Below are 14653 nucleotides of genomic sequence, written 5' to 3' on the forward strand. Positions count from 1 at the left end.
GGGCTAGGCTGAGGGTATGGCTCCCGACCAGAACGACGAACCCGAGGACAACATCCCCACCATGTCAGCGGTGGACATAGCGGACTGGCGACTGCGGACGTTCGCGCTCTACGACAAGGTGCGCCAACTCGCAGCCACCAACCCCTTTGATGCCCATGTCTTTTGGCGTCAGGAGCGGGACCTGATGTTTGCCACGCATCCTGCTTCGGCACTCACCACGGACATGAAGGCTTCATTTTCCGGGCTGCGCACCGCGGACTACGACCCCTCCTACCGCCTCTACGTTGCTTTGTCTCCGGAAGGTGCCGGCCAGGAGATGAACGTCGAGACGGGCACCGACGGCGTCGTACCCTTCACACGGATCGGCACGTTTGAGCTGCCCGGGCTCGGCTCATTGGCCGCCTGGCGGCTCAGGAGCTATGGCGGCGGGATCTTTGTACCCTTCCGCGACGCTACGGCGGGCAAGGATGGCGGAAGCTACGGAGCGGGCAGGTACCTGTTGGACACGGTCAAGGGGTCGTTCCATGGGACCCGCGGAACCGGGAACGAGCAAGAGTTCGTCCTCGACTTCAACTTCGCCTACAACCCGTCCTGCGCCTACAACGAGGCGTGGGCGTGCCCGCTTGCAGGTCCGGCCAACCGGTTGGCCGTGGAAGTGCCTGTGGGAGAGCTTTACCTGGGCTAGCCAAAGAGGCCGCCGGGGCCAACAGCGGCGAGCGCCGCAATGGCCGCGAGTATTGTCAGCGGTGCCACGATCAGACCGAACACCGCGTACCCCTTCCACTTGACCAGCACGTTCATCCGCACCAACCTGTCGTGCCACAACAGCGTGGCCAGCGACGCCCACGGCGTGATCAGGGGTCCCGCATTGACGCCTATCAGCAGGGCGGCCATCCTCTGGGGGGTTCCCGCCAGCGGTTCGGCCAATAGGTAGGCGGGCAAGTTATTCACGACATTGGACCCCAGGGCACCTGTCATGGCCAACCTCAGCAAGTCAAGGAAGCCATTCCCCGCACCTGCCACCTCACCGAGCAGCACGGAGGCTCCAAGGTACTGGGTTGCCTCGACTACCAGGAAAAGCCCGCACGTAAAGAGCAGCAGCGACCATGGAATCAACGTCAATGTGAGGACCTTGGGCCGACGGACGGCGAATATCACCGCCAGGATGACCGCAGCAACCGTGGCAGGAATCCAGATGGCGGCACCGGATACCAACGCCGGCAACAGCAACACCAAGACCACCGCGCTGACCAACAGCAGCACCCTGTCCTGGGATGCCCTGGACGAGGGCACCCCGAATGGCCGGGTGGAATCGCGCGCATACGTCTTGCGCAGTTCATGCCGAAAGACGATGGCTATGAACGCCAAGGGGACCAGAACGGCGGCCAACGAAGGTGCCCACATGAGTTGGGCGAACTGGGCGGGACTGATGCCTCCCAGATTGTGCTGCGCCAAAAGGTTGGTCAGGTTGGAAATGGGAAGCAGCAGGCTGGCTGTGTTGGCCAGCCACACAGTGGTCAGGGCGAAAGGCAGGACGGGCAGGCCTGCTTGGCGGGCCACGGTGACCACCACCGGGGTGAGGAGAACCGCCGTCGTATCCAGCGACAGGAAAACGGTACTGAGGGTGGCGAACAGCGCCACAAGCAACCACAACACCACACTGCGTCCACGCCCCCACCCACGCAGATGGCGGGCGATCCACTGAAAGGCGCCGGCTTCGCTGACCAACTCGGTCACCACTGTCATGGCAACGACGAAACCCAGGATGGGCGCCACCCGGTCCACGAGCACCGCCACTTCCTGCCATGGCAGGACACCCGTGGCAACGGTAATCCCACCTGCCACGAGAAGGACCAAGCCGATGATCGCCAGACGCATGGAACGGATTCTAAGCCCGGTCCCTGCGTACTGCCTTCACGGCACGGCAACAGGCGTCACCGTACTGTAAGCAATGAAGCCCCCGCCGCGTAGCGTCGAAGCCTAGCCTTTAACCATGAATACACTCCGGCGACTGATCCGGACCCACAGGACCTTCGCTGCTGTGGCAGGGGTGGCGGTCATTTCCCTGCTGGTGGTCGGTGCAGCCTTGTTCCAGCCGTGGCGGCTCTTCACCAGCAGCAGCGTGGACGAAGCCCTGCCGGCCGCACCAGTGGCCGGGAGCGTCTCAGCAGAGGTTGAGGCGACCGTGGTTGAAACGCCTGCCGCCAGTGGACCGGTGGTTCTGGGCACGGGCGCCTTCCAATCCCAGGAACATGAGACCACCGGCACGGCCCGGTTGCTGAAACTCCCGGATGGAAGTCACCTGCTCCGCCTGGAGAACCTGGCCAGCAGCGACGGTCCTGACGTCAAAGTCTGGCTGAGCAGCCAGGAAGCCGGCGGTGATTGGTTCAAGTACCGCTCGGGACACTATGTGGACCTCGGGGCCGTCAAGGCAACCCATGGAAACCACAACTACGTCATCCCGGCCGGGACCGACATCGCGGGCTTGGCCTCCGTGGTCCTTTGGTGCGACCGGTTCAGTGTTGCGTTCGGGTCGGCGCCACTCGCCTGAGGTGTTGCCGGCGGATGGGAGGACGTAGGATGTCATCATGACTTCGTCCCTCCCCCGTCGCATCGCCCGTGTCCGGCCCACCTCGCCCCCATCGCAAACGCAGGTGCCCGGCGAGCAATACTTCGTGGCCAACGACGCCCCGGACTTCGATTCCGACGCCGGCACCCAGTGGACCGTCATCGACTCCCCGTTCCCGGCTTCGAGGGCGAACGCCAGCAGCCCGGCCAGGGAGGGATGGGAACGTGGCGCCGTGGTCGGCCAGGATGCGTTTGCTTTCCTGGCGCCGTCAGTACCGGTCAATGTGTTCGGCATGGCCCACAACACCGGCCAACCGGGCCGTGACCTTCCACCCCAGGCGTTCCATAAGGCGGCGTCCAGCGTGATCGGCCCCGGAGAGGCGATCCAGCTCAGCTCCACCGTCGGTTACGTAGACCCGGAAGCCGAACTGACGGTCGTCGTCGGCCGTCCTGCACGGGGTTTGACCCTCGAAACGGCGCGGTCGGCCATCCTGGGCTACACCATCGGCAATGACGTCTCAGCGCGTGACCTCCAACAGTCCGACGAACTGTGGATCAGCGCGAAGAGCCAAGACACGTTCACTCCTGCGGGGCCATGGATGGTCACGGAACTGGATGATGCGGACCTCTCCATCGGGATCGTCCACAATGGCAACGCGCTGGCAACTGCGAGTTCCGCCGACCTCGGTTGGAAGGTGGATGAGATCCTGGTGTACCTGTCTTCCTTCATGACCCTGCAGCCCGGCGACCTGGTACTCACGGGGTTCCCTGCGGAATGCGCCCGCATCCAGCCCGGAGACACGGTGGTGTGCCGCGTGGAGGGCATCGGCGAGCTTCACAACCCCGTTACTGGCGCTTCATGGGAGGAACAGCCCGCCTAGTGTGTCAGGCTTAAGGGCATGGAGACAGCCGCGGACGCCACTGAGCTGCGCCCGCTTCCTCCCCGGAAACCCCAACGCACACGGCATCGCGGCCCCCTCAAGTACCCGGTGGTGCGGCAGTTGCTGCGCTTCACCGGCGTCGGCGTTGTCTGCACCGCGAGTTCGCTGGCGATCTATGCGTTGCTGCGTCCCTGGATCGATCCGCAGCTCGCGAACGCTGTGGCCTTGATCCTGACGTCGCTGATGAACACGGCCTTGAACCGCCGGCTGACCTTCAAAATCACGGGCAGGAAGAAGCGCGCCCAGGACCACCTCAGCGGGGTGATCGTGATCGGTATCGCCCTGATCATCACGGGCGGAAGCCTGGGTGTGCTGCATCTTTTCCGCCCGGATGCCACGGTGGCCGAGGAGCTGTGGACCACCACTCTTTCCGGCTTCGTGGCCACGGCTGTCCGGTTCACGTTGCTGCGCCACTGGATCTTTCGGCGCGCACGGCACGTGTAGCTAGCCAGCCTGCGGGGACGCCAGGTTTCGGACACGCCCGACGGCGGTTTCCACGGCTGCGGCTGCTTGCTCAAGTTCTGCGTCGGTAACGGCTGAAGTGAAGCTGAACCGCACGGCCGTCTGGGCCGTTTCCGGGGCTATGCCCAGAGCGACCAGCACCGGCGACGGCGCATCGGACCCGGCAGCGCAGGCGGAGCCACTGGAGCACACCACACCCAGCCGCTCAAGCTCCAGCAATACTGATTCACCGCTGGTGCCGGGGAAACAGAAGGAGGCTACCGACGGCAAACGGCTCGCCCGGTGACCCGTGAGCATGGCGTTCGGCACGGTGGCCAGGACGTGCCCGATGAATCGGTCCCGCAGCCCCGATACCCGTGGAGCCTGTTCCGGCTGCTCGGCGTAGGCAAGTGTCAGGGCCGTGGACAACGCCACCGCACCAGCCACATTCTCGGTTCCTGAACGCCTGCCCCGTTCCTGTCCCCCGCCGTGGACCAAGGGCTCCAGCCTCAGGCGCCCCTTGGTGAAGAGCACCCCGGATCCCTTCGGCGCACCCAGCTTGTGCCCGGAGATGCTGAGGGCATCCACGCTCAGTGCCTTGACGTCCAAAGGCAACCACCCAGCCGCCTGCACTGCGTCCGTGTGGAAAGGAACACCCAGCTGGTGCGCTGCGGAGGCAAGATCGGTCACTGGTTGAACCGTTCCGATCTCATTGTTCGCGTACATGATGCTGACCAGCGCTGTTGCGGGCCCCAGCACCTTCCGGAGGGCTTCCACCGTGACCAGGCCTTCTCCGTCCACCGGCACAACATCCACGGCAAAGCCATGGACGCGCTCCAGGTACCGGGCCGACTCTTCCACGGCCGGATGCTCAATCGCACTGATCACCACTCGGTTCAGCGACGGATCTGCGGCTTTGCGCGCCAAGGCAATGCCCTTGACGGCGAGGTTGTCCGCCTCTGTACCACCGGAGGTGAAGGTCACCTCACCGGCCCGGCAGTTGATGGCCTTCGCGACGCCGGCACGCGCCCCTGCGAGCGCTGTCGCTGCCGCCTCACCCAAACTGTGATGGCTGGAGGGGTTGCCGAACTCCCCGCTGAGGTAAGGCCACATGGCTTCAAGGACCTCGCGGCGTACGGGCGTGGTGGCTGCAGCGTCGAGGAAGATCATGGCGTGCGCAGCTTCACTTCCGCGTCGACGTGAGTTCGATGTCGAGGCCAAGATCCAAGGCCGCGACACTGTGCGTGAGCCCGCCGATGGAAATGACATCCACGCCCGCTGCGGCAATGTCCGTGACGGTGTTGATGTTCACGTTGCCGCTGGCTTCGACGATGGCACGACCGTCGACTTGCTTGACGCCGGCCCGGAGCTCTTCGATGGAGAAGTTGTCCAGCATGATGGTGTCCACGCCCGCAGCCAACACTGGCTCGATCTGCTCGGCGCTGTCCACCTCCACCTCGAAATGCGTGGTGTGGCCCAGCTGGGCTTTTGCTGCAATCAGCAGCTCGGTCAACTTGCTGGCGTCTCCTCCGGTCATGACGGCCAGGTGGTTGTCCTTGGCCAGCACGGCGTCGGAGAGGCTGTAGCGGTGGTTGGCTCCCCCGCCGCAGCGCACGGCGTAGCGTTCCAGGACACGGAGCCCGGGCGTGGTCTTGCGGGTGTCCGTGATCCGGGCGCGCGTTCCTTCCACCAGCCTGACAAATTCTGCGGTCTTGGTGGCGATGGCACTCATGCGCTGCACGAGGTTGAGCCCCACGCGTTCAGCCAACAGCACCGAGCGGGCGCTGCCGCTGACACGGGCCAGGTGCGTTCCGGCGTCGAACGCTTGTCCGTCGGCGAGCATCAGCTCCACCTCAGTGTCCGGGTCCACAATCCTCATGGCGTCTCGGAACACGGTGCCGCCGCTGAACACTCCAGGGACACGCGCGTTGAGCACGGCGGTGGCCTGGGCGTCAGCGGGGATCAGCAACTGCGAGGTGATGTCCCCACTGGGTGCGTCCTCCGCGAATGCCCGCTCCAGGATGTCCCGGACTGGGGCTGCGGGGAGGGTCAGGTTAGTCATGGACGAGGCTCGCTTTCCGGCTCATGGTGTAACGCTTATCAAAATCGTCGACGGCGGCAGGTTGGCTCAGGCTGTCGCTGCGGTAATGCGCCCCCAAAGACTCCCGCCGTTCCCGCGCCGCATGGACGAGCAACTGGGCCGCCAGCAGAAGGTTGGAATCCTCATGCTCCCGCACGTTGAGGGAGTCAGGGACATTCTGTGGCAGAACGTTCTCCGCCCAGGCAGCCAAGCCGGTCCCGGCCTCCCGCAGCAGACTGCCAGTACGCAGGACCCCGGCCTTCGCAGTCATCAACCGCCGCAAAGCCCCCCGCGAAAAGACGCCTACCCGCGCAAACGATGCCTCACGAGCACCGGGCCCCGGCAAAGACTCAAACTCCCAAGAAACAGGAGCATTGGGCATCTCCTTTTCCCACGGCATCGGGATGAAGTCACCAGCCGGCAGTTCCAGAGGTTCCGACAGCGCCGTTGTCGCGCGAGCGCCCGAACCGGCCGCCGAGCTTGCGAGACAATCGACGGTACGAGGCGCGAGCGCAGGCGCCAAGGGACCTGTGGAACTGCTCCTCAGGAACACTTCGACAGCCCGCCTTCCGAACACCAAGCCTTCGAGAAGGGAGTTGCTGGCCAGCCGGTTGGCTCCTTGGACTCCGGTACAGGCCACCTCACCGGCAGCGAGCAACCCAGGCACAGACGTCCGTCCGTAGAGATCGGTCACCACGCCACCCATCCAGTAGTGGGCCGCGGGTGCCACGGGAACGGGTTCCCTGGTCCAGTCGACTCCGGCTTGGCGTGTGCGTTTGCTGAGGGTGGGGAAGCGCTTGGCGAGGAAACCTTTTCCTCGACTTTCCTCAATCACGGTAGCGTCCAGGAACACGTGGCCATTGGGGTCGCCGAGCTTTGTGAGATGCAGGGCGATGCTGCGGGATACGACGTCGCGGGGGGCGAGTTCGGCGTCAGGGTGGTATGCGGGCATGAAGCGGTGCCCGTTGGCGTCCAGGAGGATGGCACCTTCGCCCCGCACCGCTTCGGAGATCAGCAGGGGGTCGTTGTTGCCTTCTGCTTCCCGCGCCTCAGCCGGGAGCACCATGCACGTTGGGTGGAATTGGAAGAATTCAAGGTCTGCCACGGCCGCGCCGACACGCCATGCCAGCGCCAGGCCATCCGCTGTTGCCACTGCGGGGTTGGTGGTTTGGGCGAACAGCTGCCCGGCTCCCCCTGTGGCGAGGAGCACGGCGTCACCGTGGACCCCAAGGTGGCGGCCGTCGTGGAGGAAATTCGCTCCCACGACACGACCACCCTGTTCTCCACCCAGCGAGAGCGATGTCACTTGGGCGTGGCCGATGACTTGGATCCTGCCTTCGGCCTGGAAGTCCAGGACGGTCCTGATGAGCGCGGCCGCCACGCCGGCGCCGGTGGCGTCCCCGCCTGCGTGCAGGATACGCGGAGCTGAGTGGGCGGCTTCAAGACCCAACGCGGGATCGCCGGCGTCGTCCAGGTCAAACCGGACACCAAACCGTCCCAATCCGGCGATATCCAGCCGCGCTTCGGTGCACAACACCCGCACGGCTTCTTCGTTGCAGTGTCCCGCTCCGGCTTTGAGAGTGTCCGCAATGTGCGCAGCCACCGTGTCACCAGGGGCTGGCTCGTCCAACACAGCGGAGATCCCGCCCTGGGCGTAGTACGTGTTGCTGTCCGCGAGCGCGCCTTTGGTCAGCAGCACGACGTCCGCTCCCGCTTCGGCGGCGAGCAGTGCCGAGTACAGTCCCGCAATACCGCTTCCGACGACGACCAGCCGCTGGGGCTGAAGGCGGCCGGTTTGGCTTCCCGTTGTCATGTGACGCTCTCTTCGACTGGTCCGGTGGAGTATGCCCGGTGGAGTGTGCCTGGTGGTTAGGCGGGTTTGGCCGCCAGCATGCGCTCCAGCGCAATCTTGGCGTTGTCCTGTACGGATTCGTCCACGGTGATGCGGTTGACGACCCGTCCTTCCACGAGCTCCTCCAGGACCCAGGCAAGGTAGCCGGGGTGGATGCGGTACATGGTGGAGCACGGGCAGATGACGGGGTCCAGGCAGAAGATGGTGTGTTGCGGGTATTCCGCAGCCAGGCGGTTCACCATGTTGATCTCTGTACCGATGGCGAACGTGGTGGGTTCGGTGGCGGCCGCGATTGCCTTCTTGATGAAGTCCGTGGAACCGGCGGAGTCCGCTGCGTCCACTACCTCCATGGGGCATTCGGGGTGGACGATCACGTTGACGCCCGGGAAGTCCTGGCGGGCTTTCTCGATCTGGCCCACGTTGAAGCGCTTGTGGACCGAGCAGAAACCGTGCCAAAGGATTACCCGGGAGTCGAGCAACACATGTTCGTCATTGCCGCCCAGTTCCTTGCGCGGATTCCACATGGGCATCTGCTCCAGCGGGACGCCCAGTGCCTTGGCGGTGTTGCGGCCCAGGTGCTGATCCGGGAAGAACAGGACCCGCTGCCCGCGTTCGAAAGCCCATTCCAAGACCACTTTGGCGTTGGACGAGGTGCAGACGATGCCTCCGTTGCGGCCACAGAATGCTTTGAGAGCGGCGGAGGAGTTCATGTAGGTCACCGGAATGATGGGGACGCGTCCGTGCTCGTCCATCTCGGTACCGAAAATTTCCTCCAGTTGCTCCCAGCATTCTTCCACGGAGTCTTCGTCCGCCATATCCGCCATGGAGCAGCCCGCTGCAAGGTTTGGCAGGATGACGGCCTGCTCTGCGGTGGAGAGGATATCCGCCGTTTCTGCCATGAAGTGCACGCCGCAGAAGATGATTGCTTCTGCGTCGGGCTTGGTCAGTGCCGCGTTGGCAAGCTGGAAGGAGTCGCCCACGAAGTCTGCGTACTGGATGACTTCGTCACGCTGGTAGAAGTGGCCCAAGATGACGGCGCGGTCCCCGAGCGTTGCTTTGGCGGCCTTGATGCGGGCGTCAAGTTCGGCGTCGCTGGCTTTTTTGTACTCTTCCGGCAGCTGGCCTTGACGCGGCGTTGCGGGGGGCGCGACGTCGCTGCTCGAGGCACCGGGGCCATAAGCGGGCTCGCCGGCGAGGGCTTCGGCAAGGTCGTATTCCCATGGGCCCCTGGCCAAGGCCGGGCTGCACGTGGACCCTGCGAGGGAGAGGCCTTTCTCGGCTTCTTCGCGAGTGATCAGCTGGACGGCAGTGTTGACGCTGCTCATGGTGTACTCCTGTTATCTGGCCCGAGGCCGGGCGTGCCGGTGAAGCGGTAGAGGCGTGGTGGGCGGTGTTTTCCGCCTTGGAGGTATTCACCGGTTTCTTCGATTTCCGGTGTGGCCTTGACGTGTCGGCGGAAGTTCGCGGGATCGAGCTGGCGGTCCAACACGGCTTCGTAGACTTCGCGGACCTGGGCGAGGGTGAAGAACTCCCCCAGCAGGTGGTAGGCGATGGACCCGTAGGCCATCTTGTTGCGCAGCCGCCACAGTGCGTAGTCCACGATTGCGTTGTGGTCGAAAGCGAGTTCGCCCAGCCTGTCCGCGCGGAACCACCGCACATTCTCGGATTCGTCTGCGAGGGCCGCCTCGGTGGGTTGCACCAGGGCCCAGTAAACGATCGAGACCACGCGCTGGGTGGGTGAACGGTGGAGGCCGCCGAAGGCGTAGAGCTGTTCAAGGTAGTGCGGCGTGAGTCCCGTGGTCTCGCGGAGGTTTCGCGAGGCCGCGTCCTGCAGCGATTCGTCATGGGCCAAAGGGCCACCTGGGAGCGCCCACAGGTCCTTGTACGGCTCCCGGATCCTGCGGACCAGCGGCAGCCAGAGCGTGGGGCGGCCGGACTTTTCGCTGGGACGGAGGGCGAAAATCACTGTGGAAATAGCCAACGACGGCGGTGCGAGCCGCCGCTCGGCGACATTTGCCGAGTTGGTGTTCACGGCGTTCACCTCGCTTCGTCGCCGTCCGGTCCAGGTACCGGGTGAAATAGTTAAAGTCAGACTGACTAGAACTAATGGTACGACTCTGCGGACGCTTGGCAAAATGCCTTACGTCACACTGACTTCGCTGCCGCTTCCATCAGGGGCAAGGTGCGGCCCTGAATGTGGCTGTTGAGGACAATCACAGAAGAACAACGGACCACCGACTTGGTGGCGATCATGGCATCCAGCACACGCTGCATGTCCGGGTTGGATCGTGCCGCGATCCGCACCATGAGGTCGGAGTTTCCCGTGACCGTGTGGACCTCGATGATCTCGGGAATGGCACTCAAGCTTTCGATGATGGCGTCGTGTCCGATTTCCTGGGTGATGGTGACAGAACAGAACGCCACTACCGGGAAGCCGAAGTTGGCAGGATCGGGCTGCGGGACCCAGGAACCGATGACCCCGTTTTCGATCATCCGGTCGATTCGGGATTGCACAGTGGCCCGGGCCACCCTCAGAACGCGGGAAGCCTCCAACACTGAGGATCGCGGCGAATCAGTGAAGAAACGTACAATTTTTGCATCAAGCGCATCGACCAGCATCAAAGTTCCTGTCCCCGGGGATCCGTACCCATCACATCGCTAAAGCAAAAAGTGATGTATCTTACAAACTGCGAGAATTATTCCACGGCTCTTGCTGCGTCGTCGACGCCCGCTTGCCCAGCCCATGAGGCCGGCACGCCAAACCAGCATGTAATCCATAGAAGGTAGACACGTATGACAACGAAGTCCATCGCGGCTCCTGCACCAACGTCCGGCCTAGGCCACTCACTGAAACCGCGCCAGCTGACCATGATGGGGCTCGGCAGCGCGATCGGCGCCGGCCTCTTCCTCGGCTCGGGCGCGGGAGTGCAGGCCGCCGGTCCGGCAGTCCTGATTTCGTACCTCATCGCCGGGACACTGATCATCCTGGTCATGTGGGCCTTGGGCGAAATGGCTGCTGCCAACCCCAACAGCGGCGCATTCTCCGTGTACGCCGAGAAGGCCATGGGCAAGACCGCTGGCGGAACCATCGGCTGGCTCTGGTGGTTGCAACTGGTGGTGGTCATCGCGGCCGAGGCCCTGGGAGCGGCAGGCCTCCTGTTCTCCATTTGGCCGGTCATTCCTGTATGGGTCCTGGCGCTCGTCTTCATGGTGGCCTTCACCGCCATCAACCTGGTGGGCGTCCGCAACTTCGGTGAGTTTGAATTCTGGTTCGCCATCCTTAAGGTGGCAGCAATCGTCATCTTCCTGCTCATCGGCGCAGCGCTGCTCTTCGGCTGGCTGCCGAATGTCCCGTCGCCCGGATTCTCCGCTTTCGGCGACTTCGCTCCCAACGGCATCGGCGGCATGGCTGCCGCCCTGTTCGTGGTGATCTTCGCATTCGGCGGCACTGAGATCGTCAGCGTGGCAGCGGCCGAAACCGAGAACCCCTCGCACAGCGTGGGCAAGGCCATCCGCACGGTTGTCTGGCGAATCCTGGTCTTCTACATCGGCTCGGTCTTCGTTATCGCAGCCGTGCTTCCGGTCGGCTCCGAAGGACTGAAGTCCCCGTTCGCCGGAGTCCTGGACATCGCAGGAATCCCCGGCGCCGCAACAGCCATCACACTGGTGGCCGTAGTGGCATTGCTCTCGGCATTGAACGCCAACCTCTATGGCGCGTCCCGGATGATCTTCTCCCTGTCCGAGCGCGGCGAGGCTCCCCGCCTCCTGTCCAAGCTGAGCGGCGCCAAGGTGCCGGTCGCCGCCGTCGGAATCTCCGTCGCATTCGGCTTCATCGCCACCGTGTTGGAACTGCTGTTCCCGGAGAAGATCCTGCCCGCCCTCCTGAACTTGGTGGGCTCCACCTGCTTGGTGGTCTGGGGCACCGCCTTGGTGTCGCAGTTCATCCTGCGCCGCAGGGCGGACCGCGAGGGAACCGAGCTTCCCCTGCGCATGAAGGGTTTCCCCTATCTCACCATCGTGGGTTTGGTCCTGCTGGGCACCATCTTCGTGGTGGGCTTCGCCAACCCGGAGAGCGCCGGGCAGCTGATCGGAACATTCCTGCTCATCCTCGTCATCGCCGCTGGCTGCTTCCTCAATGCCAGGGCGAAGGCTGGAAAGCAGACCCTGGACGTCAAGTAACCACCTGCTTAGCTCAACACAGAAGCCCTGCACAGTTTGTACTGTGCAGGGCTTCTTCTGTTAGCCAAGTTGTACAAAGTGTTTCCTTCAAACTACGCTTATTGCGCATGCCTGGAATGGGTGACTAGGGTCACAGCCATGACTACCGAACCAGTGCTGGCCGCCGTCGATGACGACGCGGCCCCGCTCACACACCATCAACTCCGTGAGCTGTACACGCTGATGGCAGCCGTCCGCCACCTGGACACAGCGGCCGTCGCCTGGCAGCGCCAAGGCATCATTCCCGGCTATGCTCCAGAGCTTGGCCAGGAGGCAGCCCAGGTAGGCAGCGGGTACGCCGTCGACCGGAGCCGCGACTTCGTTTTCCCCACGTACCGGGAGATGGGCGTAGCCCGGGCCATGGGGCTGGACATGGTGGGCTACATGTCCACCCACAAGGCGACCTGGCATGGCGGCATGTACAACCCGTTGGAGTCGCGCTTCGCGCCCATCCAGGCCGTTGTGGCGGGTTCAGTCCTGCACGCCGTTGGCTGGGCCCACGGACAGACACTCTCCGGCAAGGCTTCCGGCCACCACGGTGTAGCCATCACGTACTTCGGCGACGGTGCTTCCTCACAGGGCGATGTCCATGAAGCCATGAACTTCGCCGCCGTCATGAAGGCACCGGTGGTCTTCTTCATTCAAAACAACGGCTGGGCCATCTCCGTTCCCACCGATCGCCAAGTGGCCGGCGGTTCCGTGGCGGCCCGAGCTGCCGGATACGGCATCCCGTCCCTCCAAGTGGATGGCAACGATGTGGTGGCTGTACACGAAGCCACCCGCTCAGCGTTCGCCCATTGCCGCGCCGGCAACGGTCCCGTGGTCATCGAAGCAATGACCTACCGCCGGGGCCCGCATTCCACCGCTGACGATCCCGGCCGCTACCGCACGCTGGAGGAGGAAAGGTTGGACGCCGGCCAGGATCCCCTGGAGCGGTTCAAGCAGCGGTTGCTCGCCGAAGGGATCGCGGACGAAGCCTTCTTCGCCGAAGCACAGCGGAAGGCCGAAGAGGAAGAGGAAGCCATCCGTACAGGCATCGAGGAACTGGGCCCCCGCCCCGGCGCCGAAATGTTCAGCCTGGTCTTCCAGGAACCAACGCCCGCCCTTCAATCCCAGGCCACCGCGTGGCGCGAGGAGTCCGAACATGTCTGAGACCATCACCGATCCGCGCAGCGCTGACAGCAACGCAGGCGCGGCGGCCGTACAGCAGATGTCCATGCAACAGGCCCTCAATCAGGCACTCGACGAGATCCTGGCTGACAACCCCAAGGCCGTCATCTTCGGTGAGGACTGCGGCCGCTTGGGCGGCGTCTTCCGGATCACCGACGGCCTCCAAGCCAAACACGGCGAGGACCGCGTGTTCGACACCCCGCTGGCCGAATCCGGCATCCTGGGCATGTCCGTGGGCCTGGCCATGGCCGGCTTCCACCCCATCCCCGAGGTCCAGTTCGATGGCTTCGCCTATCCGGCCATCAACCAGATCGTCTGCCAGATCGCCCGGATGAACTACCGCAGCCGCGGCACGTTGCCCATGCCCATCACCCTGCGCGTGCCCAGCTTCGGCGGTATCCGTGCACCCGAGCACCACGGCGAAAGCCTCGAGGCGTTGTTCGCACACGTACCGGGCCTCAAGGTGGTCTCCCCTTCGAACCCGCACGACGCCTACCATCTGCTCAAGTACGCGGCCACACGGCCGGACCCGGTCATCTTCATGGAACCGAAGTCCCGCTACTGGCAGAAGGGCCCGGTGGATGTCACCTCCGCGGCCGCTGTCCCTGTCACAGCAGCGCACGACGACGGCACGGCCCACGGCGGCAGCCTCACCGGCGCCCGTGTGGTCAGGGAAGGCCGCCACCTCACACTGGTGGCATGGGGTGCCATGGTGGCCCGATGCCTCCAGGTGGCCGAGCTCGCGGCCGAGGACGGCATCGACATCGAAGTCCTTGACCTGCGCTGGCTCAAGCCCATTGATGCCGATGCTTTGGCGAGGTCCGTCGGGAAGACGCGACGCGCCGTCGTCGTTCATGAAGCGCCGCTGACCTCCGGCCTTGGCGCCGAAGTGGCCCAGCTCATCACGCAAAGCTGTTTCGCAACACTGAAGGCACCGGTGGAACGCGTAACCGGGTTCGACGTCCCCTACCCCTCCGGCGACCTGGAGGACGAATACATCCCCAACATCGACCGCATCCTCTTTGGGATCCAACGCGTACTGGAGTACCGCCGTGGCTGAAATTTCCTTCCCGCTTCCCGACCTCGGTGAAGGCCTCATCGAGGCCACAGTGCTGGACTGGTTGGTGGAGGCCGGCCAGCAGGTGGAACGCAACCAACCGATCGTGGAGATCGAAACCAGCAAGTCGGCCCTCGAATTGCCCAGCCCCCAGGCGGGTAAAGTGGTGCGTATTCACGGGGCGCCCGGTGACACCATCAACGTTGGCGAACCGCTGATCGTGTTCGAGGTTCCGGACGATACCGCCGGGATCGTGGGCACTGTTCCCAAGGACGAAGCACCCAAGCGCCGGGTCCGCCTGAGCGCCGTACTCGATGAGGACTGAC

Annotated in this window: 15 protein-coding genes; 8 read left to right on the plus strand and 7 right to left on the minus strand. The window is 64.1% G+C overall.

Annotated elements, in window-relative coordinates:
• Positions 1–16 precede the first annotated feature (16 nt).
• The gene (locus ACR30Z_RS00475) at positions 17–685 is read left to right on the plus strand and encodes a DUF1684 domain-containing protein (protein ID WP_434370922.1); all 669 of its coding nucleotides are present in this window, start codon (positions 17–19) and stop codon (positions 683–685) included.
• Here ACR30Z_RS00475 and ACR30Z_RS00480 read toward each other — a convergent pair.
• A complete protein-coding gene (locus ACR30Z_RS00480) occupies positions 682–1878 on the minus strand; it encodes an SLC13 family permease (protein WP_434370924.1) in 1197 nt (398 codons plus the stop codon). The genes ACR30Z_RS00475 and ACR30Z_RS00480 overlap by 4 nt on opposite strands.
• A 115-nt stretch (positions 1879–1993) precedes the next feature.
• On the opposite strand from ACR30Z_RS00480, the gene ACR30Z_RS00485 reads away from it, so the two are divergent.
• The 3 genes from ACR30Z_RS00485 to ACR30Z_RS00495 are packed head-to-tail and all read left to right on the plus strand — an operon-like array spanning position 1994 to position 3953.
• Complete coding sequence (locus ACR30Z_RS00485; RefSeq protein WP_434370925.1) at positions 1994–2551, plus strand: DM13 domain-containing protein; 558 nt, start codon at positions 1994–1996, stop codon at positions 2549–2551.
• A 37-nt stretch (positions 2552–2588) separates the two neighbouring features.
• Positions 2589–3449: a fumarylacetoacetate hydrolase family protein gene (locus ACR30Z_RS00490; RefSeq protein WP_434370927.1), complete on the plus strand. Its 861-nt coding sequence runs from the start codon at positions 2589–2591 to the stop codon at positions 3447–3449.
• 18 nt (positions 3450–3467) lie between these two features.
• On the plus strand, positions 3468–3953 hold the full coding sequence (locus tag ACR30Z_RS00495) for a GtrA family protein (protein ID WP_144649673.1): 486 nt from the start codon (positions 3468–3470) through the stop codon (positions 3951–3953).
• Here the strand turns inward: ACR30Z_RS00495 and ACR30Z_RS00500 are convergent, their stop codons facing one another.
• The 6 genes from ACR30Z_RS00500 to ACR30Z_RS00525 form a co-directional block, all read right to left on the minus strand.
• Entirely contained in the window at positions 3954–5120 is a 1167-nt protein-coding gene (locus ACR30Z_RS00500) for a cysteine desulfurase family protein (RefSeq protein ID WP_144649675.1), read from the minus strand.
• Between the two features lie 13 nt (positions 5121–5133).
• Positions 5134–6012 carry a carboxylating nicotinate-nucleotide diphosphorylase gene (nadC, locus tag ACR30Z_RS00505; protein ID WP_144649677.1) on the minus strand — a complete coding sequence of 293 codons (879 nt, stop codon included), beginning with the start codon at positions 6010–6012 and terminating at the stop codon, positions 5134–5136.
• The gene (locus tag ACR30Z_RS00510) at positions 6005–7843 is read right to left on the minus strand and encodes an L-aspartate oxidase (RefSeq protein ID WP_144649679.1); all 1839 of its coding nucleotides are present in this window, start codon (positions 7841–7843) and stop codon (positions 6005–6007) included. Before ACR30Z_RS00510 ends, nadC begins: the two co-directional genes overlap by 8 nt.
• Positions 7844–7899: 56 nt before the next feature.
• Positions 7900–9207, minus strand: coding sequence for a quinolinate synthase NadA (nadA, locus tag ACR30Z_RS00515; protein WP_144649681.1), 1308 nt, complete (start codon positions 9205–9207; stop codon positions 7900–7902).
• The gene (locus ACR30Z_RS00520) at positions 9204–9923 is read right to left on the minus strand and encodes an NUDIX hydrolase (protein WP_144649683.1); all 720 of its coding nucleotides are present in this window, start codon (positions 9921–9923) and stop codon (positions 9204–9206) included. The genes nadA and ACR30Z_RS00520 overlap by 4 nt, the downstream gene beginning before the upstream one ends.
• Positions 9924–10027: 104 nt before the next feature.
• Positions 10028–10501 carry an Lrp/AsnC family transcriptional regulator gene (locus tag ACR30Z_RS00525; protein ID WP_141282652.1) on the minus strand — a complete coding sequence of 158 codons (474 nt, stop codon included), beginning with the start codon at positions 10499–10501 and terminating at the stop codon, positions 10028–10030.
• A 174-nt stretch (positions 10502–10675) separates the two neighbouring features.
• Between ACR30Z_RS00525 and ACR30Z_RS00530 the strand changes: the two genes are divergently transcribed.
• The 4 genes from ACR30Z_RS00530 (at position 10676) to ACR30Z_RS00545 (ending at position 14652) form a co-directional block, all read left to right on the plus strand.
• Entirely contained in the window at positions 10676–12061 is a 1386-nt protein-coding gene (locus ACR30Z_RS00530) for an amino acid permease (protein WP_144649685.1), read from the plus strand.
• A gap of 138 nt (positions 12062–12199) precedes the next feature.
• Entirely contained in the window at positions 12200–13252 is a 1053-nt protein-coding gene (locus tag ACR30Z_RS00535) for a thiamine pyrophosphate-dependent enzyme (protein ID WP_144649687.1), read from the plus strand.
• Positions 13245–14330, plus strand: coding sequence for an alpha-ketoacid dehydrogenase subunit beta (locus tag ACR30Z_RS00540; protein WP_434370932.1), 1086 nt, complete (start codon positions 13245–13247; stop codon positions 14328–14330). Before ACR30Z_RS00535 ends, ACR30Z_RS00540 begins: the two co-directional genes overlap by 8 nt.
• Positions 14323–14652 carry a biotin/lipoyl-containing protein gene (locus tag ACR30Z_RS00545; protein ID WP_434370934.1) on the plus strand — a complete coding sequence of 110 codons (330 nt, stop codon included), beginning with the start codon at positions 14323–14325 and terminating at the stop codon, positions 14650–14652. Before ACR30Z_RS00540 ends, ACR30Z_RS00545 begins: the two co-directional genes overlap by 8 nt.
• Position 14653 lies beyond the last annotated feature (1 nt).

The organism is Paenarthrobacter sp. FR1, from assembly GCF_051106045.1.
GTDB classification, from domain to species: domain Bacteria; phylum Actinomycetota; class Actinomycetes; order Actinomycetales; family Micrococcaceae; genus Arthrobacter; species Arthrobacter nitroguajacolicus_A.

Excerpts from the sequence above, each read along its gene's own strand:
- ACR30Z_RS00530 (WP_144649685.1), top strand. The coding sequence starts at position 10,676 with ATGACAACGAAGTCCATCGCGGCTCCTGCACCAACGTCCGGCCTAGGC.
- ACR30Z_RS00495 (WP_144649673.1), top strand. The coding sequence starts at position 3,468 with ATGGAGACAGCCGCGGACGCCACTGAGCTGCGCCCGCTTCCTCCCCGG.
- nadA (WP_144649681.1), bottom strand. The coding sequence starts at position 9,207 with ATGAGCAGCGTCAACACTGCCGTCCAGCTGATCACTCGCGAAGAAGCC.
- ACR30Z_RS00535 (WP_144649687.1), top strand. The coding sequence starts at position 12,200 with ATGACTACCGAACCAGTGCTGGCCGCCGTCGATGACGACGCGGCCCCG.
- ACR30Z_RS00490 (WP_434370927.1), top strand. The coding sequence starts at position 2,589 with ATGACTTCGTCCCTCCCCCGTCGCATCGCCCGTGTCCGGCCCACCTCG.
- nadC (WP_144649677.1), bottom strand. The coding sequence starts at position 6,012 with ATGACTAACCTGACCCTCCCCGCAGCCCCAGTCCGGGACATCCTGGAG.
- ACR30Z_RS00485 (WP_434370925.1), top strand. The coding sequence starts at position 1,994 with ATGAATACACTCCGGCGACTGATCCGGACCCACAGGACCTTCGCTGCT.
- ACR30Z_RS00525 (WP_141282652.1), bottom strand. The coding sequence starts at position 10,501 with ATGCTGGTCGATGCGCTTGATGCAAAAATTGTACGTTTCTTCACTGAT.
- ACR30Z_RS00540 (WP_434370932.1), top strand. The coding sequence starts at position 13,245 with ATGTCTGAGACCATCACCGATCCGCGCAGCGCTGACAGCAACGCAGGC.
- ACR30Z_RS00480 (WP_434370924.1), bottom strand. The coding sequence starts at position 1,878 with ATGCGTCTGGCGATCATCGGCTTGGTCCTTCTCGTGGCAGGTGGGATT.
- ACR30Z_RS00510 (WP_144649679.1), bottom strand. The coding sequence starts at position 7,843 with ATGACAACGGGAAGCCAAACCGGCCGCCTTCAGCCCCAGCGGCTGGTC.
- ACR30Z_RS00475 (WP_434370922.1), top strand. The coding sequence starts at position 17 with ATGGCTCCCGACCAGAACGACGAACCCGAGGACAACATCCCCACCATG.
- ACR30Z_RS00500 (WP_144649675.1), bottom strand. The coding sequence starts at position 5,120 with ATGATCTTCCTCGACGCTGCAGCCACCACGCCCGTACGCCGCGAGGTC.